21 protein-coding genes are annotated in these 19,260 nt (G+C 60.8%); 10 read left to right on the top strand and 11 right to left on the bottom strand.

Annotated features, from left to right (window positions below):
- Positions 1–226 precede the first annotated feature (226 nt).
- The 8 genes from NKI38_RS28435 to NKI38_RS28400 all read right to left on the bottom strand — a co-directional run bounded on the left by NKI38_RS28435 (position 227) and on the right by NKI38_RS28400 (position 6,847).
- Positions 227–919 carry an amino acid ABC transporter permease gene (locus tag NKI38_RS28435; RefSeq protein WP_352663542.1) on the bottom strand — a complete coding sequence of 231 codons (693 nt, stop codon included), beginning with the start codon at positions 917–919 and terminating at the stop codon, positions 227–229.
- A gap of 17 nt (positions 920–936) precedes the next feature.
- On the bottom strand, positions 937–1,653 hold the full coding sequence (locus NKI38_RS28430) for an amino acid ABC transporter permease (protein WP_352663540.1): 717 nt from the start codon (positions 1,651–1,653) through the stop codon (positions 937–939).
- Between the two features lie 67 nt (positions 1,654–1,720).
- Positions 1,721–2,548 carry a transporter substrate-binding domain-containing protein gene (locus tag NKI38_RS28425; RefSeq protein ID WP_352663538.1) on the bottom strand — a complete coding sequence of 276 codons (828 nt, stop codon included), beginning with the start codon at positions 2,546–2,548 and terminating at the stop codon, positions 1,721–1,723.
- Between the two features lie 24 nt (positions 2,549–2,572).
- On the bottom strand, positions 2,573–3,313 hold the full coding sequence (locus tag NKI38_RS28420; protein WP_352663536.1) for an amino acid ABC transporter ATP-binding protein: 741 nt from the start codon (positions 3,311–3,313) through the stop codon (positions 2,573–2,575).
- Positions 3,314–3,370: 57 nt separating this feature from the next.
- A complete protein-coding gene (locus NKI38_RS28415) occupies positions 3,371–3,934 on the bottom strand; it encodes a peroxidase-related enzyme (protein ID WP_352663534.1) in 564 nt (187 codons plus the stop codon).
- The gene (locus NKI38_RS28410; RefSeq protein ID WP_352663532.1) at positions 3,931–4,401 is read right to left on the bottom strand and encodes a CMD domain-containing protein; all 471 of its coding nucleotides are present in this window, start codon (positions 4,399–4,401) and stop codon (positions 3,931–3,933) included. The genes NKI38_RS28415 and NKI38_RS28410 overlap by 4 nt, the downstream gene beginning before the upstream one ends.
- A gap of 8 nt (positions 4,402–4,409) precedes the next feature.
- Positions 4,410–5,879, bottom strand: a complete 1,470-nt coding sequence (locus tag NKI38_RS28405) for an NAD(P)-binding domain-containing protein (RefSeq protein ID WP_352663530.1) — start codon at positions 5,877–5,879, stop codon at positions 4,410–4,412.
- Entirely contained in the window at positions 5,876–6,847 is a 972-nt protein-coding gene (locus tag NKI38_RS28400; RefSeq protein WP_352663528.1) for a LysR family transcriptional regulator, read from the bottom strand. Before NKI38_RS28400 ends, NKI38_RS28405 begins: the two co-directional genes overlap by 4 nt.
- Positions 6,848–7,078: 231 nt before the next feature.
- Between NKI38_RS28400 and NKI38_RS28395 the strand changes: the two genes are divergently transcribed.
- Positions 7,079–8,149, top strand: a complete 1,071-nt coding sequence (locus tag NKI38_RS28395) for an NAD/NADP octopine/nopaline dehydrogenase family protein (protein WP_352663526.1) — start codon at positions 7,079–7,081, stop codon at positions 8,147–8,149.
- A 236-nt stretch (positions 8,150–8,385) separates the two neighbouring features.
- Here the strand turns inward: NKI38_RS28395 and NKI38_RS28390 are convergent, their stop codons facing one another.
- From NKI38_RS28390 to NKI38_RS28380, 3 genes are read right to left on the bottom strand one after another with little or no spacing between them, the layout of a single operon-like run.
- Positions 8,386–9,165: a hypothetical protein gene (locus NKI38_RS28390; RefSeq protein WP_352663524.1), complete on the bottom strand. Its 780-nt coding sequence runs from the start codon at positions 9,163–9,165 to the stop codon at positions 8,386–8,388.
- A gap of 12 nt (positions 9,166–9,177) precedes the next feature.
- Positions 9,178–9,915 carry a HupE/UreJ family protein gene (locus NKI38_RS28385; protein WP_352663522.1) on the bottom strand — a complete coding sequence of 246 codons (738 nt, stop codon included), beginning with the start codon at positions 9,913–9,915 and terminating at the stop codon, positions 9,178–9,180.
- 48 nt (positions 9,916–9,963) lie between these two features.
- Positions 9,964–10,347 (bottom strand): hypothetical protein, encoded by a 384-nt coding sequence (locus NKI38_RS28380; protein WP_352663521.1) that lies wholly within the window; start codon positions 10,345–10,347, stop codon positions 9,964–9,966.
- 104 nt (positions 10,348–10,451) lie between these two features.
- Here NKI38_RS28380 and NKI38_RS28375 point away from each other — a divergent pair, with 104 nt between their 5' ends.
- From NKI38_RS28375 to NKI38_RS28335, 9 genes are all read left to right on the top strand, one after another.
- The gene (locus NKI38_RS28375; RefSeq protein ID WP_352663519.1) at positions 10,452–10,733 is read left to right on the top strand and encodes a metal-sensing transcriptional repressor; all 282 of its coding nucleotides are present in this window, start codon (positions 10,452–10,454) and stop codon (positions 10,731–10,733) included.
- Between the two features lie 7 nt (positions 10,734–10,740).
- Entirely contained in the window at positions 10,741–12,069 is a 1,329-nt protein-coding gene (locus NKI38_RS28370) for a cation diffusion facilitator family transporter (RefSeq protein ID WP_352663517.1), read from the top strand.
- A gap of 65 nt (positions 12,070–12,134) precedes the next feature.
- Positions 12,135–13,457, top strand: coding sequence for an MFS transporter (locus NKI38_RS28365; RefSeq protein ID WP_352663515.1), 1,323 nt, complete (start codon positions 12,135–12,137; stop codon positions 13,455–13,457).
- Positions 13,458–13,466: 9 nt separating this feature from the next.
- A complete protein-coding gene (locus NKI38_RS28360) occupies positions 13,467–13,907 on the top strand; it encodes a YqaA family protein (protein ID WP_352454979.1) in 441 nt (146 codons plus the stop codon).
- Positions 13,908–14,066: 159 nt separating this feature from the next.
- Positions 14,067–15,629, top strand: a complete 1,563-nt coding sequence (locus tag NKI38_RS28355) for an ABC transporter substrate-binding protein (protein WP_352663513.1) — start codon at positions 14,067–14,069, stop codon at positions 15,627–15,629.
- A gap of 28 nt (positions 15,630–15,657) precedes the next feature.
- The gene (locus tag NKI38_RS28350) at positions 15,658–16,599 is read left to right on the top strand and encodes an ABC transporter permease (protein ID WP_352663511.1); all 942 of its coding nucleotides are present in this window, start codon (positions 15,658–15,660) and stop codon (positions 16,597–16,599) included.
- Positions 16,600–16,603: 4 nt separating this feature from the next.
- Positions 16,604–17,515: an ABC transporter permease gene (locus NKI38_RS28345; RefSeq protein ID WP_352663509.1), complete on the top strand. Its 912-nt coding sequence runs from the start codon at positions 16,604–16,606 to the stop codon at positions 17,513–17,515.
- On the top strand, positions 17,512–18,525 hold the full coding sequence (locus tag NKI38_RS28340; protein ID WP_352663507.1) for an ABC transporter ATP-binding protein: 1,014 nt from the start codon (positions 17,512–17,514) through the stop codon (positions 18,523–18,525). The genes NKI38_RS28345 and NKI38_RS28340 overlap by 4 nt, the downstream gene beginning before the upstream one ends.
- A partial coding sequence (locus NKI38_RS28335) for an ATP-binding cassette domain-containing protein (protein WP_352663505.1) occupies positions 18,518–19,260 on the top strand: 743 nt, incomplete at its 3' end. The genes NKI38_RS28340 and NKI38_RS28335, both read left to right, overlap by 8 nt.

Here is a 19,260-nt window from a genome sequence, read left to right as displayed (position 1 = left end):
TGCCCTGGTCGGCACAAGGCGCAACGTTGCGTCCGCGCGATCGGTGCTTCAGTCGGCATGAAGCCGGTCAGCAGCGACCAAACGATGCTTATCAACCAAACGCATGAAACTCACCGGTACATACATCGGCTACTTGGGTTTCTCCTCAAGCTTTTCATCCCCGAAAGAATTGCCTCCCAGGTGCGGCTCGATATCCGAAGCTTGACCATTCTATCCCACATCCGCCTCACGTCCGCACCCTCAGCGCCTGCTCCAGCCTGTCGGCAATCTGTGTGACGATATAGGCAATCACCATGTAGATCACGACGGCAATCACGAAGGCTTCGAGGTAGTAGTAGTTCAGCGCGGCGGTCAACTGGGACTGGGCGAAGATATCGACAACCTCAATGGCGAATCCGAGAGAAAGGGCCTTCATGATGACCATCATCGAAGTTGTCAGGTCAGGAATTGCCGTGAGGGCCACCTGGGGAAATAGGATACGTCGGAACAGTTGGCCGCTCGTATAGCCCAGCGAATGGGCTGCGTCCGACTGACCGGTGTCGAATGCATTCAGGGCTCCCTTGATAATCTCCGATTGGAACGCGGCGACACAGCCGGTAATCGCAACTACAAGGATGACCCAATTGGGGGTTTCGTGGGCGTTGAAGTTGATCCCGAGCAATGAGAACAGGAACTGGAATGCGGGCGGCAGACCGAAATAGGCGAGGAAAATCACGATGACCATCGGAACGCCTTTGAAGACGATCTTGTAAGTCATGATGAGCTCTCGCAGCACCGGCACCCGTCTGTATTCGATAAGCGCGAATATGCTGCCGACTATTGTCGACAGGACGAAAATGATGAGCGCCATTCCAATTGTCACGGGTACGGCACTCAGAATTTCCTGCGTGTCCTGGAGCAAAATATCGGTATCAAACATGGTTGAATACCCTTACGTCAGACGCTCGCGAGGAGCTCGTTCTTGATCGGAGTTGTTGTCGTCGCCTCAGGCGCTTGCATCGGTGATCGAAGCTCGAAGAAGCGCACTATGAGCCATGCGACCAGGCACATCAGCGAATAGATGACCGCCAGGACGAGGTAGGTTTCGAACTGGAACTGGTTGTAGTCGCGCTCCATGATCAGATGCGCAGTCGCCATGACGTCGGCCGCCCCGATGTACATGACCAGCGCAACGTTATGAATCAGGTAGATGATGGAGTTCCCATAGCCTGGCAAAGCGAAGTGCACCGCTTGCGGGCCGACGACGCGAGTAATTTTCTGTCGGAACGTATATCCAAGGCTGTCGGCCGCATCGTGCTGGCCGCGATCGACGGCCAGGTATGCAGGCCGCATGACTTCCGACAAATAGCCGCCGTGGTAGAGGCTCAACCCCACCATCGCAGCTATCGTCGCCGAAATAAAATCTTTGGCGCCGAACAGGATCACCAACAGCGGAAGCCCATAAAACGCGACGAACAACTGCAGTACGACAGGAACACTCCGGGCATAGGACACGTAGAGGTCCACCAGGTGACTGATGACTGGCACCCTGCGGACCCGGAGGGTTGTCGCGATGAGAGCCAGGCAGAACCCGGAAATGAGGGCTGTAAACGTGATGGCGAGCGTCAGCGGCAGTGCCGAGAGCAACTCGGGAATCATTGCAGATACATCCACTTTGAAACGCTCCTTCTTGCAATTCAGCCTTGCCGCTGACTAGCGAACATGGTCCTCGACGGCCGTGCTATTTCATGTACTGGACGATGCCCTCGCCGAACCACTTCTGCGAGAGCTTTTCGATCGTGCCGTCGTCTTTCAATTCCTTGAGAACCTTGTTCACATCGTCGGCCAGAACCTTGTTCTCGTCAGATCTGTGTATCAGCATGTAGGTGTTGTTGCTGAACACTGGTTCGGACGCCACGATATCGAGTTTCTTTTGCTCGATGACGGTCTGCTCACCGAGATTCGACGGCAGGACGAGAGCGTCGAACTTGCCATTCTGAACTTCGTCAAGCCGGTTCGGGTAGGGGATACCGGCACTCGACGCCGTAACATCGAGCTTGTATTGCGGGTTTTCTTTCTGCCAATTCATGATGAACTTGTAGGTTCCACCGCCGGCAGTGGTCGGAACGATCCTCTTGCCGACCAGGTCTTTCATTTCCTTGATGCCGCTGTCTTTCTTGCTGTAAATCTTCATCAGGCTGGCGCCCATGGGATTTTCCGGAATGAGGAACTGCTTGGCGCGCTCGGGAGACTTGTAGTAGCCACCCACCGCGATGTCGTACTTGCCCGTGGCGAGGCCAGTTTCCTGCGCGATATCCGAGACACCTTCCATCTCGAACTTGTATTGCGGCAGCTTTGCGTTGATCGCCCTCAGGAGATCGGGCTCGTAGCCTTGCGGCTCGACCCCGATCGCGCCCCATGCCAGCGGCTTGGATTCGGCAGATGTCGCGATCTTGATCGTCCGGACCGTTTCGCCGTGACTGATCCCCAAGGTTGCAAGAGCGATTGCGATGCCGCCGGCAACAGCCAAGGCAGCGCGGCGGGACAAACTGGATGTGATTGCAGACATTTCTTAGGTTCCCTTCTTGTTGAGCTATTGAAAAGCGAGTTCGGACTGCAGGAATTGAGCAAGTCGCGGGCTGGAAGGTGCATCGAAGATTTCAGCCGGGCTGCCATCGGCGGCAACCACGCCACGATCCATGAAGACGATCCGGTTGGAGATGTTCTTTGCGAATTGCATCTCGTGGGTCACAAGCAGTGAAGTGATCCCTGACGAGGTGACATCCTTGATCACCTTTAGGACTTCACCGACGAGCTCGGGATCCAGCGATGACGTAGGCTCATCGAAGAGTATCACGTCGGGGCGAACCGCCAGGGCGCGCGCGATGCCGGTGCGCTGGAGCTGGCCGCCCGACAGTTGGGAGGGATAGCTGTCTCGCTTTGGGGTGAGGCCGACCCGCTCGAGCTCCCGCAAGGCGATCTCCCGCGCCTCATCTGCGGACTTGCGCTGCACGACAACCAGGGGATCCATCACGTTCTGCAGGACCGTCATGTTCTTGAAGACGTTGAATTGCTGAAAGACCATCGCCGTTCGCAACCGGATCGCCTGGACAGCGGCCTTGTCGGCACGCTGGTAATCCATCCGAATCTGATCGAACGCGATGGTTCCTGAGGACGGCTTGGCCAGGTAGTTGATGCATTTCAGCAACGTGGTCTTGCCGGTGCCGCTGGGGCCGATGATCGACACCACGTCACCTCGCTTTACCGAGAGATTGACGCCGTTCAGGACCTGCGTGCTTCCGTAAGACAGCTTTACATCTTTGAGTTCAAGCATTGCTGGTTGGCCCTTCGGAAAGTGTGAGACGGACTGCTTTGACCGTATGCGACATCATCACCCGCTCTCCGCATGGCCCAGAACGTGCATCAGCCGGTTTGCCCAGCCGAAGATCGATATGGCGTGGATCAGGTCGATGATCTCGCGGTCGTCCATGCCGACTGATCGCAGCGCGGCGATATCGTCTGCCGTCGCTTCCGACGGCGCTGCCGACAGGCGGCGGGCAAAACTGTAGATTGCCGCATCGCGCGGCCCAAGCTTTTCGGGTTTGTCGAGGTACAGCGCGGTGACCACATCGTCGCTCTTGGTCAACTCCGCATGTCGGCGGGCGTGAACAACGGCACAGAATTTGCAGCCATTGACCATTGATGCGCCCAATGCGCCAAGTTCGCGATCGGGACGGGCGAGCCCGCCCTCGACGTACATGATCGCGTTGAACAGAACCGTGCGGGCAAGATAGCTTTCCGGATCATGGACAAGGGTCCGTACATATTCCGAAACTTTCTTGGCGGAGGGCGTAACCTTCATCGCATCGAGCTGTTCCGGCGTGGCCTCGGACAGCTCGACCGGCGCGATGTATGGCTGCCAGTTCAGCGGCTTCAGGCGCACCGAGGAAATCATGACGACCTCATCAATCGCAAGCCGGTCGCCACCCGTGTCTGGAAGTTGACAAAGGCAATCAGCTCGGAGAGCGCGACGATCTGAGGATTGTTCAATCCAGCCTTCTCCAGGAGAGCGATATGGCTCGCTTCCGCCTTTTTCGGCGTCAGGGTGACCAGGTCAACATGACGAACGATGGTCGCCAAAGGTTCATTCAAATCCGTTTCCCCCTGGGCCAAGGCCAGAAGCTGCTCGGTCGGACCAAGCTGAGCCAGCTGCACATCATATTCGGCCATCAGGATGGGATCGGCGTTGAGGGCCGCCATGCGGCGGGCCAGAGCGACCCGCAAATTCGGCGCCAGCCCCTGATGGTTTGCCGGGTGCAGCACCGAGAGGCGACATTCCTCGGCCCCTCGCACGAATTCGGGGCGAAACCGCCGTGCAGCGAAAAGGGCATCGTCCGGCGAAAGACCCGCTGCCTTGTCCATTGCGTCGATCACAGTGCGGCCTCCTTGTGCAACAAGGGTGTTGAATCGACCCACTCGTCGCCCAGAAGTTCGGGCGTGTCGTAGGCGATCAGATTGGCGAAGTGGGTTTCGACATCCTCGGCAAAAAGTGAAGATGCGATGCCGCGCACAAGACGGTCGGCACCGGCGCTGACGGCCGGGATGTCGCCGGAGACCTTGCCGTGCGTCAGCATGGCGGCGTCGTTGAAGCAGTGGATATGTGCCAGCATCGGGCAGGAACCGGGAATGCGTTCACGAAACTCGAAGGCGGGACCGAGATCCGGCGCGTCCGACATGCCTGCACGAGCCGACCCCATATCCGGCCTATATCGGCCATCCGACCACGTGCGGATATGTGGGGCGATCGCCGCAAATTCCGGGCGGCCGCTGAAGTCATTTGAAAAGCCGGTTGCCGCGATCAGGAAGTCGTAGCGCATCGGCCCCTGCGTGGTTTCCACCAGCAGGGTCCCTGCCTCCTCTTTCACCGCAACTATGCCGCAGTCGAGAAGGAACCGAGCGTTCGAATGGCGAGACACGCGGAGTGTCGATGAACGCGGCGGCGGTGTCTGGGTCGAGGCGGTGTAGTCGAAGAACTTCCACTTCCAGGCATCGGGCAATTCATGCATGCCGAGTACAACACCCGGGCTGCCGATGCCGGTCAGCTTGTTGATGCGCGGCATCTCCTTGCGCCGGATCAACATGTCGACAGAGCCGGCGCCCGCCTCAAGTGCGGTCGCAGCATTGTCCATGGAAGAGGCACCGGCGCCAATAACTGCCACACGCTTGCCTTTCAGCGTGTCGAAGTCGATGTCGTCGGCAGAATGGGCCCAATAGGCGCGATCGACGCCGCTGAGGAAATCGGGCACGGCAAAACCGCCCAAACCGGACCGACCGGTGGCCAGAACGAGACGACGGGTGAGAACCCGGCCCGTTTCCGCGCCTTCGATATTGATCGCAATCAGATCTCCAACAGGTGCCAGTCCGGTCATGCGCACGCTGTTGCGCACCGGCAGGCCAAGAACCTTGCGGTACCAGACAAGGTAGTCCATCCACTGGCCCTTGGGGATTTTGTCCAGCGACCGCCAGGCCTCAACGCCCCATTGCGCCGTGAACCAGGCGCGGAACGTCAATTGCGGCAGGCCGAGCGACGGACCGTTGAGAGTCTTCGGGGACCGGAGCGTTTGCATGCGGGCAAACGTTACCCATGGTCCTTCGAGCCCGGCCGGAGCCGCATCATAGGCGACGACGTTGGTAATCCCCGTCAGCACCAGCTTTGCGATGGCTGCAAGTCCGCACATGCCAGCGCCAATGACAACGACATCACGGACCGGGGCGCCCTCATGCATGCGTGTGGGGACCCAAGGCTTGGCAGGCAGTTCGAGGAAGTCGAGATCCTGCGCGAGTTGGGCTTCCAACGCGGCAAGGCCTGTCGATGCTGCCGGGGTAGGAGTATGCTTCATATTCCCGTTCCGTTATTTGTGCCCGACGCGGGATCGTTCACCAATTGGCTGGCCAAGGCCGGATCGAGTTTCTTGAAGCCGACAATCGACCGTTCAGCCACCGCTTCGACCGCCTCCATCAGCGCCTGCGCGACTGGGCGAAGGGGACGTTTTGCGGCAGCCACGACACCCCAATAAAAGAGAACGGTCGCGTCAATCGGGCGGATGGCGACCCCAGGCAAGGCCACGCCATAGGCGGTGAGGGGATCAATGACAGCGGCAACGCCGGTCCGGCGCACAAGCTGCAACGCGCCATAGGCAGTATTCGTCCGGATCACTGGTCCGGTGTCGATGCCCCTGGCGGCCAATGCCTTGGAGACGTGCAGTTGGAAACGCAGCGGGTTGAGCAACGTAGCGACGCGACGGCCGGCAAAGGCCGAAAGCGGTATGACACCAAGTTCTGCCAGCGGATCGTCCTCCCGCACAGCAGCAACATCGGGCGCCGAATAGAGCCGCAGGACATCCAGACCGGGCGTATCGAGCGGCAGGCTTGAAAAGCCGATCTCGGCACGTCCGCTGCGTACTTCCTGGGCGACGGTGGAAGGAAGAAACTGTCCGAGATGTGTCTCGTGCGGAAGCTCGATACCCTTGAGCTCGGCCATGGCCGTCGGAATTAGGCCAGTGCCGATCGCAGAGGTTGTGACGATCTGCAGGATCCGACCCCGGCCGGCGGCGATCATCTTGGCCCGCGCCGCGAGTTCGGTGAAGGACATCAGCAGTCGCCGCGCTTCTTCTTCAAATGCGACACCCTCTTCAGATAGCTGCACCCGTCGACCGACCCGGTGCAGCAATTCGAAGCCAAGTTCGGCCTCAAGATCCTGAATGGTGCGTGTCACCGCAGGTTGGGAACGCCCGAGCATGTCAGCCGCCTTGGTAATACTGCCGCTGGCAGCAACCGCAAGGAAGGTCTGAAGGTCCCGAGTTTCCATCTTCTCCCTACATGTGAAATCCGTATGATTGACATCGTCTCATTCATTTTTGATATATGTCAAGCGGAAACTAATGTTCACAGCGGCGCTTGCCGGCTCAGAGCCGGAGCCATTGATCGAACGGCTGGGGGCAACCGACGTGACTCCAATTCGGAACCTCGCGATGAAAAAACTTGTGGGCGGGGACGGCAAGGATTCTCGAACCATAAAGCCTGCAACAGGAGGAATGTTATGCGCGTGAGTATTCTTGGCGCCGGAGCAATTGCCTATGGCCTTGCGGCCTATTTGGCACAATCGGGACACTCGCCAACACTTTGGTCACCGTCGGGACACCGCACCAGAACGTTGGCTACTGGCGAATTATTGAAGGCGACGGGGGATATCGAGGCGACGGTGCCGGTGCGCATTGCCAAGGATTGTAAAGATGCTATCGACCACGCGGACGTGGTGGTGATCGCGCTTCCGGCTTACGGCCACAAGATGGTGATGGACGCCGCCGTCCCTCATCTGGCAGATGGAATTCCGGTCATCATCAGTTCGCATAGTTCGTTCGGGGCTCTGTATCTCTGGAAGCGGTTGACGGAGCGCAAGGTCAGGTTGCCGATCGTCGTTTGGGGCACAACACTACTGACTGGTCGCCAGCTCGGATCAGCTGAAGTCAATGTCACTTCCATTCGCCAGAAGCTTGATGTTGCGACGCTGCCTTTCAACGCGCTCGACCAAGGGTACGAGCTTTGCACGGCCTTGTTCGGCGATCGTTTCGTCAAGCGGGATGGTCTGCTGGCGATCGCGCTCAGCAACCTCAATCCGCAGAACCATCTGGGAATTGCCCTTCTCAATCTCACACGCATGGAGAAGGCCGAGCAGTGGAGCCAGGGGGGAAATGTCACTCCTGCCGTTGGCCGCTTTATCGAGGCTCTGGATGCCGAACGATTGGCCATCGCTGCCCATTTCGGTATCGCGGTTCGTACCGTCCAGGAACATTTTTCATTGTCGTTCCACGTCCCCATGAGCACTGTTTCGGAAATGAACCAGGAGATGGATCGTCAAGGCCGCGGCGGGTTTGGCCCGACAACCATCGAGAGCCGCTATATTCTCGAGGATGTTCCGTTCGGCCTGCTACCGACTGCCGTTCTGGGAAAGATCAGCGGAAATCCGGCGACACTCCATGAATCCGGAATTTCCATCTTGTCGGCGGCTTATGGCCGGGATCTCAAGGGAGATAATGATATTCTTCCTGCGCTCGGCATCGAGGAAATGACAAAGGCGGATCTTGAAGCCCTTTGCCGCAACGGGTTTTAACAACTTTTCACGGTGGATGCGGCATAGGCCGAATACCTACCGATAAGCTGGTGGCGGTGCCAGCCAGCGAGCAGGCATGGCAGTATTCCACGGGGTTTCTCAGCCGACGCCGGAGCGTTTGCTGCTCAACGGCACACTATTCCTTTCGAAGCTCGTTCTGGCTTTCTGCGCATTGCAGCGAAATCGGCCACAAATGAAGACGACCCGCCGCATGGCGGGCCATCTTTCGCCGAATGTTAAAGCATTCGCTTGATCTCTGCGTAGTCACCATTGGTTCGTAAGGTCAGTGTCACGCCTGCATTCCCCCTGTTTCGCCAGAACCAGCCGTGATTGCCGTCAAAGGCCGCTTCCAGGACGCCGTCGGTTCCGGGGACGCTGCGGCCTTTCTCATAGCTGGCCGACTGGCCTCCGCCATCGCCGTGCATGTCGAAGTTCACGACGCCTCCATCGACAATCCAGGAGAAGTTTGCCTTGGCGCCCTGACGCATCACGAGCTTGACTTCGGCCCCTTCACCCGGCTCCAGCGCAAAGGTCATCTCGTCCTGTCTTCCAGCAGCCTGAGCGGGCGCCTCGGGGACTGCTTCGGCGACCTGCGGCGCGGTCGCTTCAATTGGCATGGAAGGAGCGATTTCTCCGACAGTCACATCGCCCGGCGCGGCAGGCGGCGATGCCGGCGACGCGGGTTGCTGGGCGGTCATGGCAACAAGAAGATTCTCGATCCTGTCCATGCGCGCCATCAACTCGGCTGGAGGGACCATTTGTGTCGGCCGCACGCCCGTTGCCTTCGCGGTGGCGACTTCGTCCGCTGCCGCCTCCGCTGCCAACTGCGTTTTGATTTCTCCCATACTGGTGAGGCCGAGCAATCTGCCTGCTCCAGTCGGATCGATCGCATACTCGGACGGCATGACGACCGTGAGGAGCAGGGCGAGCGCCGTCAGCGCGGCAATCATGGTGGAGCGCTTCAGCTGCGCTGACGTCGGCAGATCGGCGCGACTGGGAAGGTCGGTGTTGTACATGATTTCGATTCCTTATGCTGCGACGAACAGGCCGGTGAGCTGATATCCGATCAGCAGGAAACCGGCCGTCATCATGATGACGTTTGCGGTATAGGCGTGGCGCCAGAAGCTTCGTGTCCGGCGCCAGTAGCCCATCACGATCAAGATGGCGCCGAGGGCCATGAGCTGGCCGATCTCGACACCGACATTGAAGGCCAGCAGGTTCGGCACAAGGCCGTCAGGCGAGATGTTGTATTCGATGATCTTCGTCGACAGGCCAAAACCGTGGAAGAAGCCGAAGAGCAGCGTCGCGACCTTGGTGTTCGGCTGGAAGCCGAGCCATCGCTGGAAAGCGCCCATATTGTCGAGCGCCTTGTAGACCACGGAAAGGCCGATGATCGCGTCGATGATGTAGCTGTTGATGCCGACGTTGAAGTAGACACCAAGCAGCATGGTCGTGGAGTGGCCCAGCGCAAACAGACTGACATAGATGCCGATATGCTTCATCCTGTAGAGGAAGAAGATCACGCCGAACAGGAACAGGATGTGGTCGTATCCGGTCACCATGTGCTTGGCGCCGAGATAGATAAAGGGCAGCACGTTGATGCCCGAGATTTCCTGGATATAGCCCTTGTCGCCCTCGGCCACGGCGTGGGCGAAGGCAGCCCCGCCCAGGAGCGGCAGGGTCACGAGAGCGATAAGCAGGGGCAGGGCGGGTCGCCAACACGTGCGACGCGAGCCTGTCCGGCCCCGGTCGAAGGGTCCTTGCATAAGATTTCCAATCTTCGTCGTTGAGGGTAGCCGCGTTAGCGGCCGCGATCATGCGGCGAGGAACGGTCTCGGCGGTCGCTCGAGCCGGAATGTCGTATCCGGATCGACGAAAGTCGGCGGATAATTCAGCCAGCCCCGTTCGAGCTGTGGAACGGTCGGTGCGAAGTCGGCGGGCGTACTCGCTGTCTCGTGCGAGTGGTCTGCCGCATTGTGCCCGTGAAAATGGTCAGAGCTCTGCTCGCCGGAAACGCCATCATCGTGTGCGTGGCTATGATCTTCGATCTGCGCGGCGGCTCCGCCTTGACGTTCAACCGCGGTGGCAATCGCGATCGGATCGTGTGAGGTCGAATAGCCGAAAGGACGCAGCACGCCGAACATCATCGCTAAAGCGATGACCAGGCAAAAAACCGTGCTGCGGATCCGATTCGACATGAATGGCGATTATTCTCTAAAATCCTAACGAATGGTTTTTGCTAGATTAGAATCGAGGCGTCTTTGAGACTTGCATATCCACTCCGGGAGGATAGTATCGAAACATGGGCGAGCAACCTCACATCCACGAAACCCATCCCGATATCGTCAAACGCTTGAAACGGGCCGGCGGACATCTCAAGGGCGTCATCGACATGATCGAGGCGGGCCGGTCCTGCCTCGACCTCGCCCAGCAGCTTCATGCTGTCGAGAAGGCCATTTCGCAGGCCAAGAAGACCCTGATCCAGGATCATCTCAACCATTGCCTTGAAGACGTCGTCGGGCCGTTGGCGCGCGAGCAGCGCCGCTCGATCGACGAGTTCAAGGACATCACCAAGTACCTGTGAGAAGCCCATGATGGACAAAGTTCGCGATTGGTTTGGGTTTGGCCCGATGACGCATGGCATGGGCGGCCACGGACATGATCACGGTGATGACGGCCATGGCCACACACACGGTGTCATAGATCCGACGATCGCCACGACGACGCGCGGCATCTGGGCGATCAAATGGTCATTCGTCGTTCTGGCCATCACGGCAGCGCTCCAGCTTGTGGTTGTGTTCTTCTCCGGCAGCGTGGCGCTGCTAGCCGATACGATCCATAATGTCGGCGACGCGGCCACTGCCATTCCGCTGTGGATCGCGTTCGTGCTGGCCCGCCGCAAACCGAGCAAGACGTTCACCTACGGGCTGGGCCGGGTCGAGGATCTGGCTGGGATCGTCATCGTTCTCATCATCCTGTTCAGTGCCATCGTCGCCGGCTACGAGGCGATCGATCGCCTGATCAATCCGCGTGCCATCACGTTTCTTGGCTGGGTCGCCATCGCCGGCCTCATAGGCTTCATCGGCAATGAAGCGGTCGCCGTCTTCCGTATCCGCGTCGGGCGAGAGATCAACAGCGCTGCGCTGATCGCCGACGGCTACCATGCCCGCACCGATGGCTTTACCAGCCTGGCCGTTGTCCTGGGCGCCATTGGCGTATGGCTGGGCTTTCCGCTTGCGGACCCGATCGTCGGACTGTTGATCACACTGGCGATCTTCGCCATCGTCTGGCAGTCGTCGAAAGCCGTGTTGACCCGCATGCTCGATGGAGTCGAGCCCGCCATCGTCGATGAAATCCATCATGCCGCCGAACACGTGTCGGGCATCGGGCGCGTTGAAAGCGTGCAGGCGCGCTGGATCGGACATCGTCTGCATGCGGACGTTGCCATCAGTGTTCCGGAGATGGCAACGGCCAAGAGCGTCCTGAGCGTAACCGAAGCCCTCAAGGAGGAGCTGTTCGCCCACTTGCCGGCGTTGGCGGAAGCCAATGTCCGCCTGATGAGCTCGGCCGGGCCGGCCGCGGAAACCTCTCATGCTCACCATCATGCGCCAGAGCCCTTCAAGGTAGTCTGCGATCTGGCTGAAGGGACATTGGAAATCGTCGATACACCGGCTGGCGAGCGGATGCGGCTGACTATCGATCGTCACGCAGATGACTTGGCGGCGACGGTGATTATCGATCGACCCGAAGGGCCAGAGACGCTTCGCCTCGATCCTGTTGCAGACAACCATCATCGGCTTGAGAGCACCGTCGCCCCTGCTGAGCCGCATGAGTTCCAGGCGAGGTTGATCCTGATCGCGAAGGGTCGGGAGCAGGTGCTGCCATTCAAGATGGTCGAGCCGCAAGGCCACCACCACTGAGACAGGCTGCTGTTCGAGCTACATTCCTGGCTCGACGAACCCCAATCCACTGCAAGAAGACAAATATGCTTCAGGTCCTGGCCGATCGCACCTACCGTCATCTCTTCCTGGCCCAGGTCATCGCCCTGATCGGCACTGGTCTTGCCACCGTGGCGCTCGGGCTGCTGGCCTATGATCTTGCCGGCGCCGATGCAGGCGCGGTGCTCGGCACGGCGCTCGCTATCAAGATGATCGCCTATGTCGGCGTCGCGCCTATCGCCGCTGCGTTCGCAGAGCGCCTGCCACGCCGCACCATGTTGGTTTCGCTCGACCTCATCCGGGCAGCAGTCGCGGTGTTCCTGCCCTTCGTCACCGAAGTCTGGCAGGTATATCTTCTCATCTTCGTCCTGCAGTCGGCGTCGGCAGGCTTCACTCCGGCCTTCCAGGCCTCTATTCCTGACGTGCTGCCCGAGGAGAAGGACTACACGCGAGCCCTGTCGCTATCGCGACTGGCCTACGACCTGGAAAGCGTCGTCAGTCCCATGCTGGCGGCGGCGCTGCTTTCCGTCATCAGCTTCCACAGCCTGTTCGCCGGTACGGTTATCGGCTTTCTCGCCTCGGCGGCGCTGGTGGTGTCGGTGGTCCTGCCGAGCCCTAAACCGTCGCAGCCGCGCGGCGTTTACGATCGTACCACGCGCGGATTGCGCATCTATCTGGCGACGCCGCGATTGCGCGGGCTGCTGGCCCTTAACGTTGCCGTCGCGGCGGCAAGCGCGATGGTGATCGTCAACACGGTTGTCCTGGTTCAGGCACAGTTCGGTCTCTCGCAAAGTGACACGGCGCTGGCGCTCGCAGCGTTCGGCGGCGGATCGATGATTGCAGCTCTTGCCCTGCCGCGGCTGCTGGAGAACGTCCCGGACCGGGTTGCGATGCTCTCGGGCGCCGCGATCCTGGTATTGGGCGTGCTGGTGGGACCTCTCGCCGGCAGCTACTATCTGCTGCTGGCGCTCTGGTTCGTGCTCGGGCTCGGCTATTCTCTGGCGCAGACGCCTTCGGGCCGATTGATCAGGCGTTCCGCCGATGCCGTCGACCGGCCCGCTCTGTTTGCTGCCCAATTCGCGCTTTCGCATGCCTGCTGGTTGATCACCTATCCCATTGCCGGCCGCGTCGGTGCGGCGATGGGATTGCCTTTCACGTTCATTCTGCTCGGCATCATTGGCGCCGCTGCCCTGCTTGCCGCGGTCTGGCTCTGGCCGAAACATGATCCCGACGTGCTTGTGCATACGCACGTCGATCTGCCTGAGGACGACCGGCACATCGGCGACGCAGTATGGTCGGAAGCGGGATATGAGCATTCGCATGGCTACGTCGTCGATGATCGGCACCCGAAATGGCCCAAGACAAGCTGAGAACTCAACATGCTTGGCGAGCTCGCCATCTATGGCGGTCTATTTCTGACCGCGTTCGCGGCGGCGACCATCCTGCCGATGCAATCGGAAGCAGCCCTTGCGGGACTGCTTCTGACAGAAAGCTATGCCCCGACTCCGCTCATCGCCTCCGCAAGCGCCGGCAATGTGCTCGGCTCGATCGTGAACTGGTGGCTCGGCCGGGGCGTCGATCGCTTTCGCGACCGCAAATGGTTCCCGGTGAAGCCCTCCGCGCTGACGCGCGCGACGCGATGGTATCAGCGCTATGGACGATGGTCGCTGCTGTTGAGCTGGTTGCCTCTCATCGGCGATCCGCTGACGCTTGTGGCGGGAGCGCTGCGGGAGCCGTTCTGGAGCTTCCTTGCGATTGTCACGATCGCGAAGGTCGGCCGCTATCTAGCGCTGGCGGCGATGACACTGAACTGGATTTAGTACTGGTCGAGACCCGCGCCGGCATGGCGACATTACGCGAGAGGGCGCATTCCTTTGCCAAACGCAGCGCTGCGCGCCAACTTGAATTTGCGCCGTATATGTCTATACAAATGGAAATGCATGTGTACAATCACACCAATCAAAAAATGGGGAACTGACATGATCACTCTCGACCGCCGCAATTTCCTTGTTTCCACCGCTGGCCTTGCCTTCGCCGCCGCGCTGCCACGCGCCGCCTTTTCCGAAACCAACGACACGCTGAAGATTGCCATCGCCGCGGAGACCGGCGATCTCGATTTGCTGCAGAACGTTTCGACGCTGAGCACCTACACCATCGTCTTCGATGCGCTGATCCACTACGGCCAGAACGGTGCGCTTGAGCCGGGACTTGCCACCAAATGGACCGTCGCCGACGATCAGCTTTCGATCGCCTTCGATCTGCGTGAAGGCGTGACCTTCAGCGACGGCACGCCCTTCGATTCCACCGCAGCCGAATGGAACCTCAAGCGCTGGATGGGGGTGAGCGACTTCTCCTGGATCGGCATCTCCGACGCGTTCGACAGCATCGTCACGGACGGACCGAACAAGCTGACGGTCAAGCTGAAGCGGCCGGTGCCGGCGGCACTCCTCGAACTCACAATCGTGCGGCCTGTCCGTTTCCTGTCGCCCAAGGCAGTCGACAAGGATGGCAAGCAGACTGCGCCGATCGGAACCGGTCCATGGATCGTCGAAAAATACGATTCGAGCGGCACCAGCCTCGTTCGCAACGATAAATACTGGGGCGAGAAGCCGCTTTTCAGCCGCATGGAATTGAAGGTGGTTCCCGATGAACTCGCTCGCGCCAATGGTCTGCGCTCAGGCGACCTCGATGTCATCGGTGGCGACTGGGTGGCGACGCTGTCGCCGCGCCGCGCCCGTGCGCTAGAAAGCGACGGCATGAAGGTCGTGGCCGAGCCGGGCACCGCGACGATGCTGCTCGGCTATTCGCCGAAATCGAAGATCATCGCCGACAAGGCCGTCCGTGACGCCATCTATGCGTCGGTCGACCGGGCGGCGATCGCCAAGGTCCTGTTCGAGGGCTTTGCCGACCCGGCCGCCGATCTGTTCCCGGCGAACGTGCCTTCGTCGGGCAAGCGGCATGACGTGCCGGTGCACGACGTGGCGGCGGCCAAGAAGATACTCGCCGATGGCGGCTGGGTCGACAGCGGCGGTGCTTGGACCAAGGCTGGCTCTCCTCTGACCATCGACTTTCTGGTTTCTGAAGAGTCTCTGCCGGGATCGCGGCGCATCGCCGAGATGATCCAGGGCCAGTTGTCCGAGGTCGGTTTCCAAGTCCAGGTCTCTTCTGTCGACAACGCCACCATGCATGACCGGCGCCCCGCCTTCGACTATGATCTCGCTTTCTTCACCACCTATGGCGCTCCCTATGACCCTCACGGGACCCTTGGCAACGCCTTCGTCTCGACGGCGGACAGCGGGCCCGACGGGAAGATCTATGTCTCCGACGCGCTCGATGGCGTCGTCAAGGCTGCGCTTGACGCGAGTGGCGCCGAACGCGACGTGAAGATGCAGGCCCTCTACGATTGGCTGCACGAGAACACCGCCATCTGTCCGCTTGTCGTCAGCCAGCGGCTGTGGGCTCACAATCCGCGCGCGGAGAATTTTTCGCTTCCGGCGACCGACTACGACCTGCCGTTCAAGGCGATCACGCTGAAGGCCTGAAGACTTCGAGCCCGAGCGAGGCCTGACGATGAAACGTACGATCCTGCGACGGATGCTGCTTGCCTCCCTTTTGATCCTGGCGGCATCCGCGCTGACATTCGCCCTGGTTGCGGCGGCTCCGGGCAATGTTGCGGCGCTGATTGCCGAGCGTGCGGCAGGTCCCGGCGCGGACGCCCAGATGATCACCAAGATCGGCAACGAGCTCGGACTCTACGACCCGTTGCCAATCCGCTACGGACGCTGGCTCTCCGGCGCGTTGGCCGGCGATTTCGGCATATCACTGCGAACGGGAAAGCCGATCTCGTCGGAGTTTGCCGCCCGCATCCCGATGACGGCGGCTCTGCTTGCCGGCGGCGGCGTTCTCGCCTTCATTTTCTCGATCACGCTTGGCATTGCCGGGGCTGTCAGCAATGGCGGCTTCATGGACAGATTTCTGCACGCATTTTCCCTGATCGGCGCATCGACCCCCAACTTCTTCGTGGCGGCGCTGCTGGTGATCGTGTTTTCGGTCATGCTCGGCTGGGTGCCCACCTTCGGCACGAGCGGCTTCACCTCGTGGCTTCTGCCATGGGTGACGATCGCGCTGTTCCCAGCCTCCGTTCTGAGCCGTGTCGTTCGGGTCAACCTCCAGGAAGCGATGTCGCGGCCGTTTGCGACCACGGGCTTCGCAAAGGGCTATACCAGAACGCAGGTGCTGCTGCGCGAGGCGCTGCCCAACATCGCCATTCCGTTCCTGACGACATTCGGCGCGCAATTCACGCTGATGATCATCGGATCGATCGTCGTCGAGACGGTATTTGCATTGCGCGGCGTCGGTGCCTTTTTCATCGAGGCGATACGCTTCCGCGACTTCATCGGCATGCAGTCGGTGCTGCTGCTGTTTGTCGTCTTCTTCGTCATGGTCAATTTCATCGTCGACATGATCTGCATCGTCGCGGATCCCCGAATGCGCCGCGCGCGGGGAGCATGAGGCAATGAACATTTCTGCTATCAGGGACATCAAGGACTGGCCGTGGCTGGTGCTGCTCCCCGTAATCGGCTTTGTGCTGATCGGCATCTTCGCTCCTGCGATCATGCCTTACGATCCGAGTGCGCAGGACTATTCGGCGACACTGGAGGGCATGAGCTGGAGCCACTGGCTCGGCACCGACTATCTCGGCCGAGACGTCTTCAGCCGCATCGTTGGTGGCGCCCGCATTTCCCTGGTGGCGATGATCATCGTGCTTGTCGCCGCTCTGGCGATCGGCGTGACGATCGGCTCCTTCGCCGGCTATGTCGGCGGCCGTGTCGAACTCGTGCTGATCAGCATCATCGACATCGCGCTGGCGCTTCCGAGCCTGGTGATCGCGCTGGCGCTGATCGGCATTCTGGGCACCGGCTACTGGTCGATGATCACGGCGCTCACCTTGGCGTGGTGGGCGAACTATGCCCGCATGAGCCGCGCAGTCGTGACCGCCGAGCTGCAGCAGCCCTATATCGAGGCGGCCCGCGTGATGGGCGCCGGCCATCTGTGGATATTTGTCCGCCATATCCTGCCGCATGTGCTGGCTCTCGTCGTGGTTTATGCAAGCGCCGACGCCGGCGCCCTTGTGCTGGCCATCGCCACGCTCAGCTTTCTCGGACTTGGCGTCGCACCGCCGACACCGGAATGGGGCCAGATGCTGGTCGACGGCATGAGCTACATCGAGGAGGTGCCGCGCCTCGTCGTGCTGCCCGGTCTGGCGCTGACTCTGGTCGTGGTCAGCTTCAACCTTCTGGGCGAAGCCTTTGCATTGCAAAAGGTGCCGCGGCCGGTTCGCGGCGCGACATTGCGTAAGCGCCGTAACGCGCGTGCTCGCGAAGAAGTCGAGCGTAACGCCGTCGAAACAGGAACGACTTCAGCATGAGCGACGGTCAGCCGATCTATTCGATCGAAGATTTGGTCATCGACCTCTACGCCACCACCGTTTCGGTGCGGGCGGTGGACGGGGTGTCGTTCAACGTCCGTCCCGGAGAAACGGTCGCGGTCGTCGGCGAAAGCGGTTCGGGAAAGACCGTCATGACGCTCGGTCCGCTCGGCCTGCTGCCCGAGGGCGTGACCGTGGACATGAAAGGGTCAGCGCGAGCCGACGGAAGCGAACTGCTCAGCATCGGTTCCCGGCAATTGTCGGACCTGCGCGGGCGCTATTTCGGCGTGATTTTCCAGGATCCGATGAGCGCGTTGAACCCGATGCTGAAGATCGGCCCGCAGCTGGCACGCCAGGCGCGCCGTTTCGCTGGCCTGTCGCATGAGGCAGCGCGCAAGGAAGCGGTCTCGCTTCTGGCGCGCTCCGGCATCCCGGACCCCGAGGATCGCTATAACCGCTATCCGCACGAAATGTCGGGCGGCATGCTTCAGCGTGCGATGATCGCACTGGCGCTTGCGGCTCGGCCGCGCGTGCTGATTGCCGACGAGCCGACAACGGCGCTGGACGCCACCGTCCAGGCGCAAATCCTGGAGCTCATCCGTCAGATCCAGCGCGAGGACGGCATCGCGGTCGTGCTGATCACGCACGATATCGGCGTGGTCGCTTCCGTCGCCGACCGCGTCATCGTCCTTTACGCCGGCCAGGTGGCGGAGGAGGGGACGGCGATGGATGTGCTGACCCGGCCGGTCCATCCCTATACGCGCGGGCTGCTCGCATCGGTGCCGGATTTTCGCGCCGACGAACGCGCGGCGACCCGCGAGATACCGGGCCTGCCGCCAAACCAGATCCGACTGGAGCCGGGTTGCCGGTTTGCCGAACGCTGCGAACTGGTCGAAGCCGGTTGCCGGCAGCATCGGCCGCCGCTGCAGACGATATCCGCGTCGACAAGCCCGCACCGCGTGGCTTGCCCGGTCGTGCTGAAACGAGAGGGGATCGCCGTCCATGTCTGATGCCGCGGCGATCGAGGTCAAGGGATTGAAGGTGCATTTCGCCAACCGTTCGGGCACTGGCGCGGTGCGGGCGGTCGATGGCATAGACCTGACGGTCGCGCGCGGCGCGTTCCACGGCATCGTCGGCGAGTCTGGCTGCGGCAAAACCACGCTGGCGCGCACCATCGTCGGTTTGCAGAAGGAGAGCGAAGGCACCGTCCTGATTGGGGGAAGGGATCGCACCGAATGGCTGAAATCGGACAGGAAGTCATTCAGCCGCGAAGTCCAGTTCGTCTTCCAGGACCCGTTGGGGTCGATGAGCCGCCGCCAGTCCGTCTACCAGACGCTGGAGGAGCCGCTTCAGATCCACCGCTACGGCTCGTCAGTCGAGCGCCGCCGCCGCATCGCCGAGCTTCTAGACCTGGTTGCGCTGCCTGCGACAGTGCTCGACCGTTTGCCAAGGTCGCTCTCCGGCGGCCAGCGGCAGCGCGTTTCGATTGCGCGCGCGCTCGCCCTCAAACCGTCCATACTGGTCTGCGACGAACCGCTCAGTGCGCTCGACGTTTCGATCCGGGCGCAGATCGTCAACCTGTTCACATCGCTGCAGAAGCAGCTTGGTCTGACCATAATCATTGTCGCGGGGGGGGGGGGGGGGGGGGGGGGGGGGGGGGGGGGGGGGGGGGGGGGGGTGGTGTGGGGGGGGACGGGGGGGGGGGGGGGGCGGGGGGGGGTTAAAAAGAAAAGCGGGGGGCCGCC

This window comes from Mesorhizobium sp. M0621, from assembly GCF_040320745.1.
Lineage (GTDB): Bacteria > Pseudomonadota > Alphaproteobacteria > Rhizobiales > Rhizobiaceae > Mesorhizobium.
Note: the sequence above shows the minus strand (reverse complement) of the source record. Positions and strands in the feature narration are given on the sequence as shown.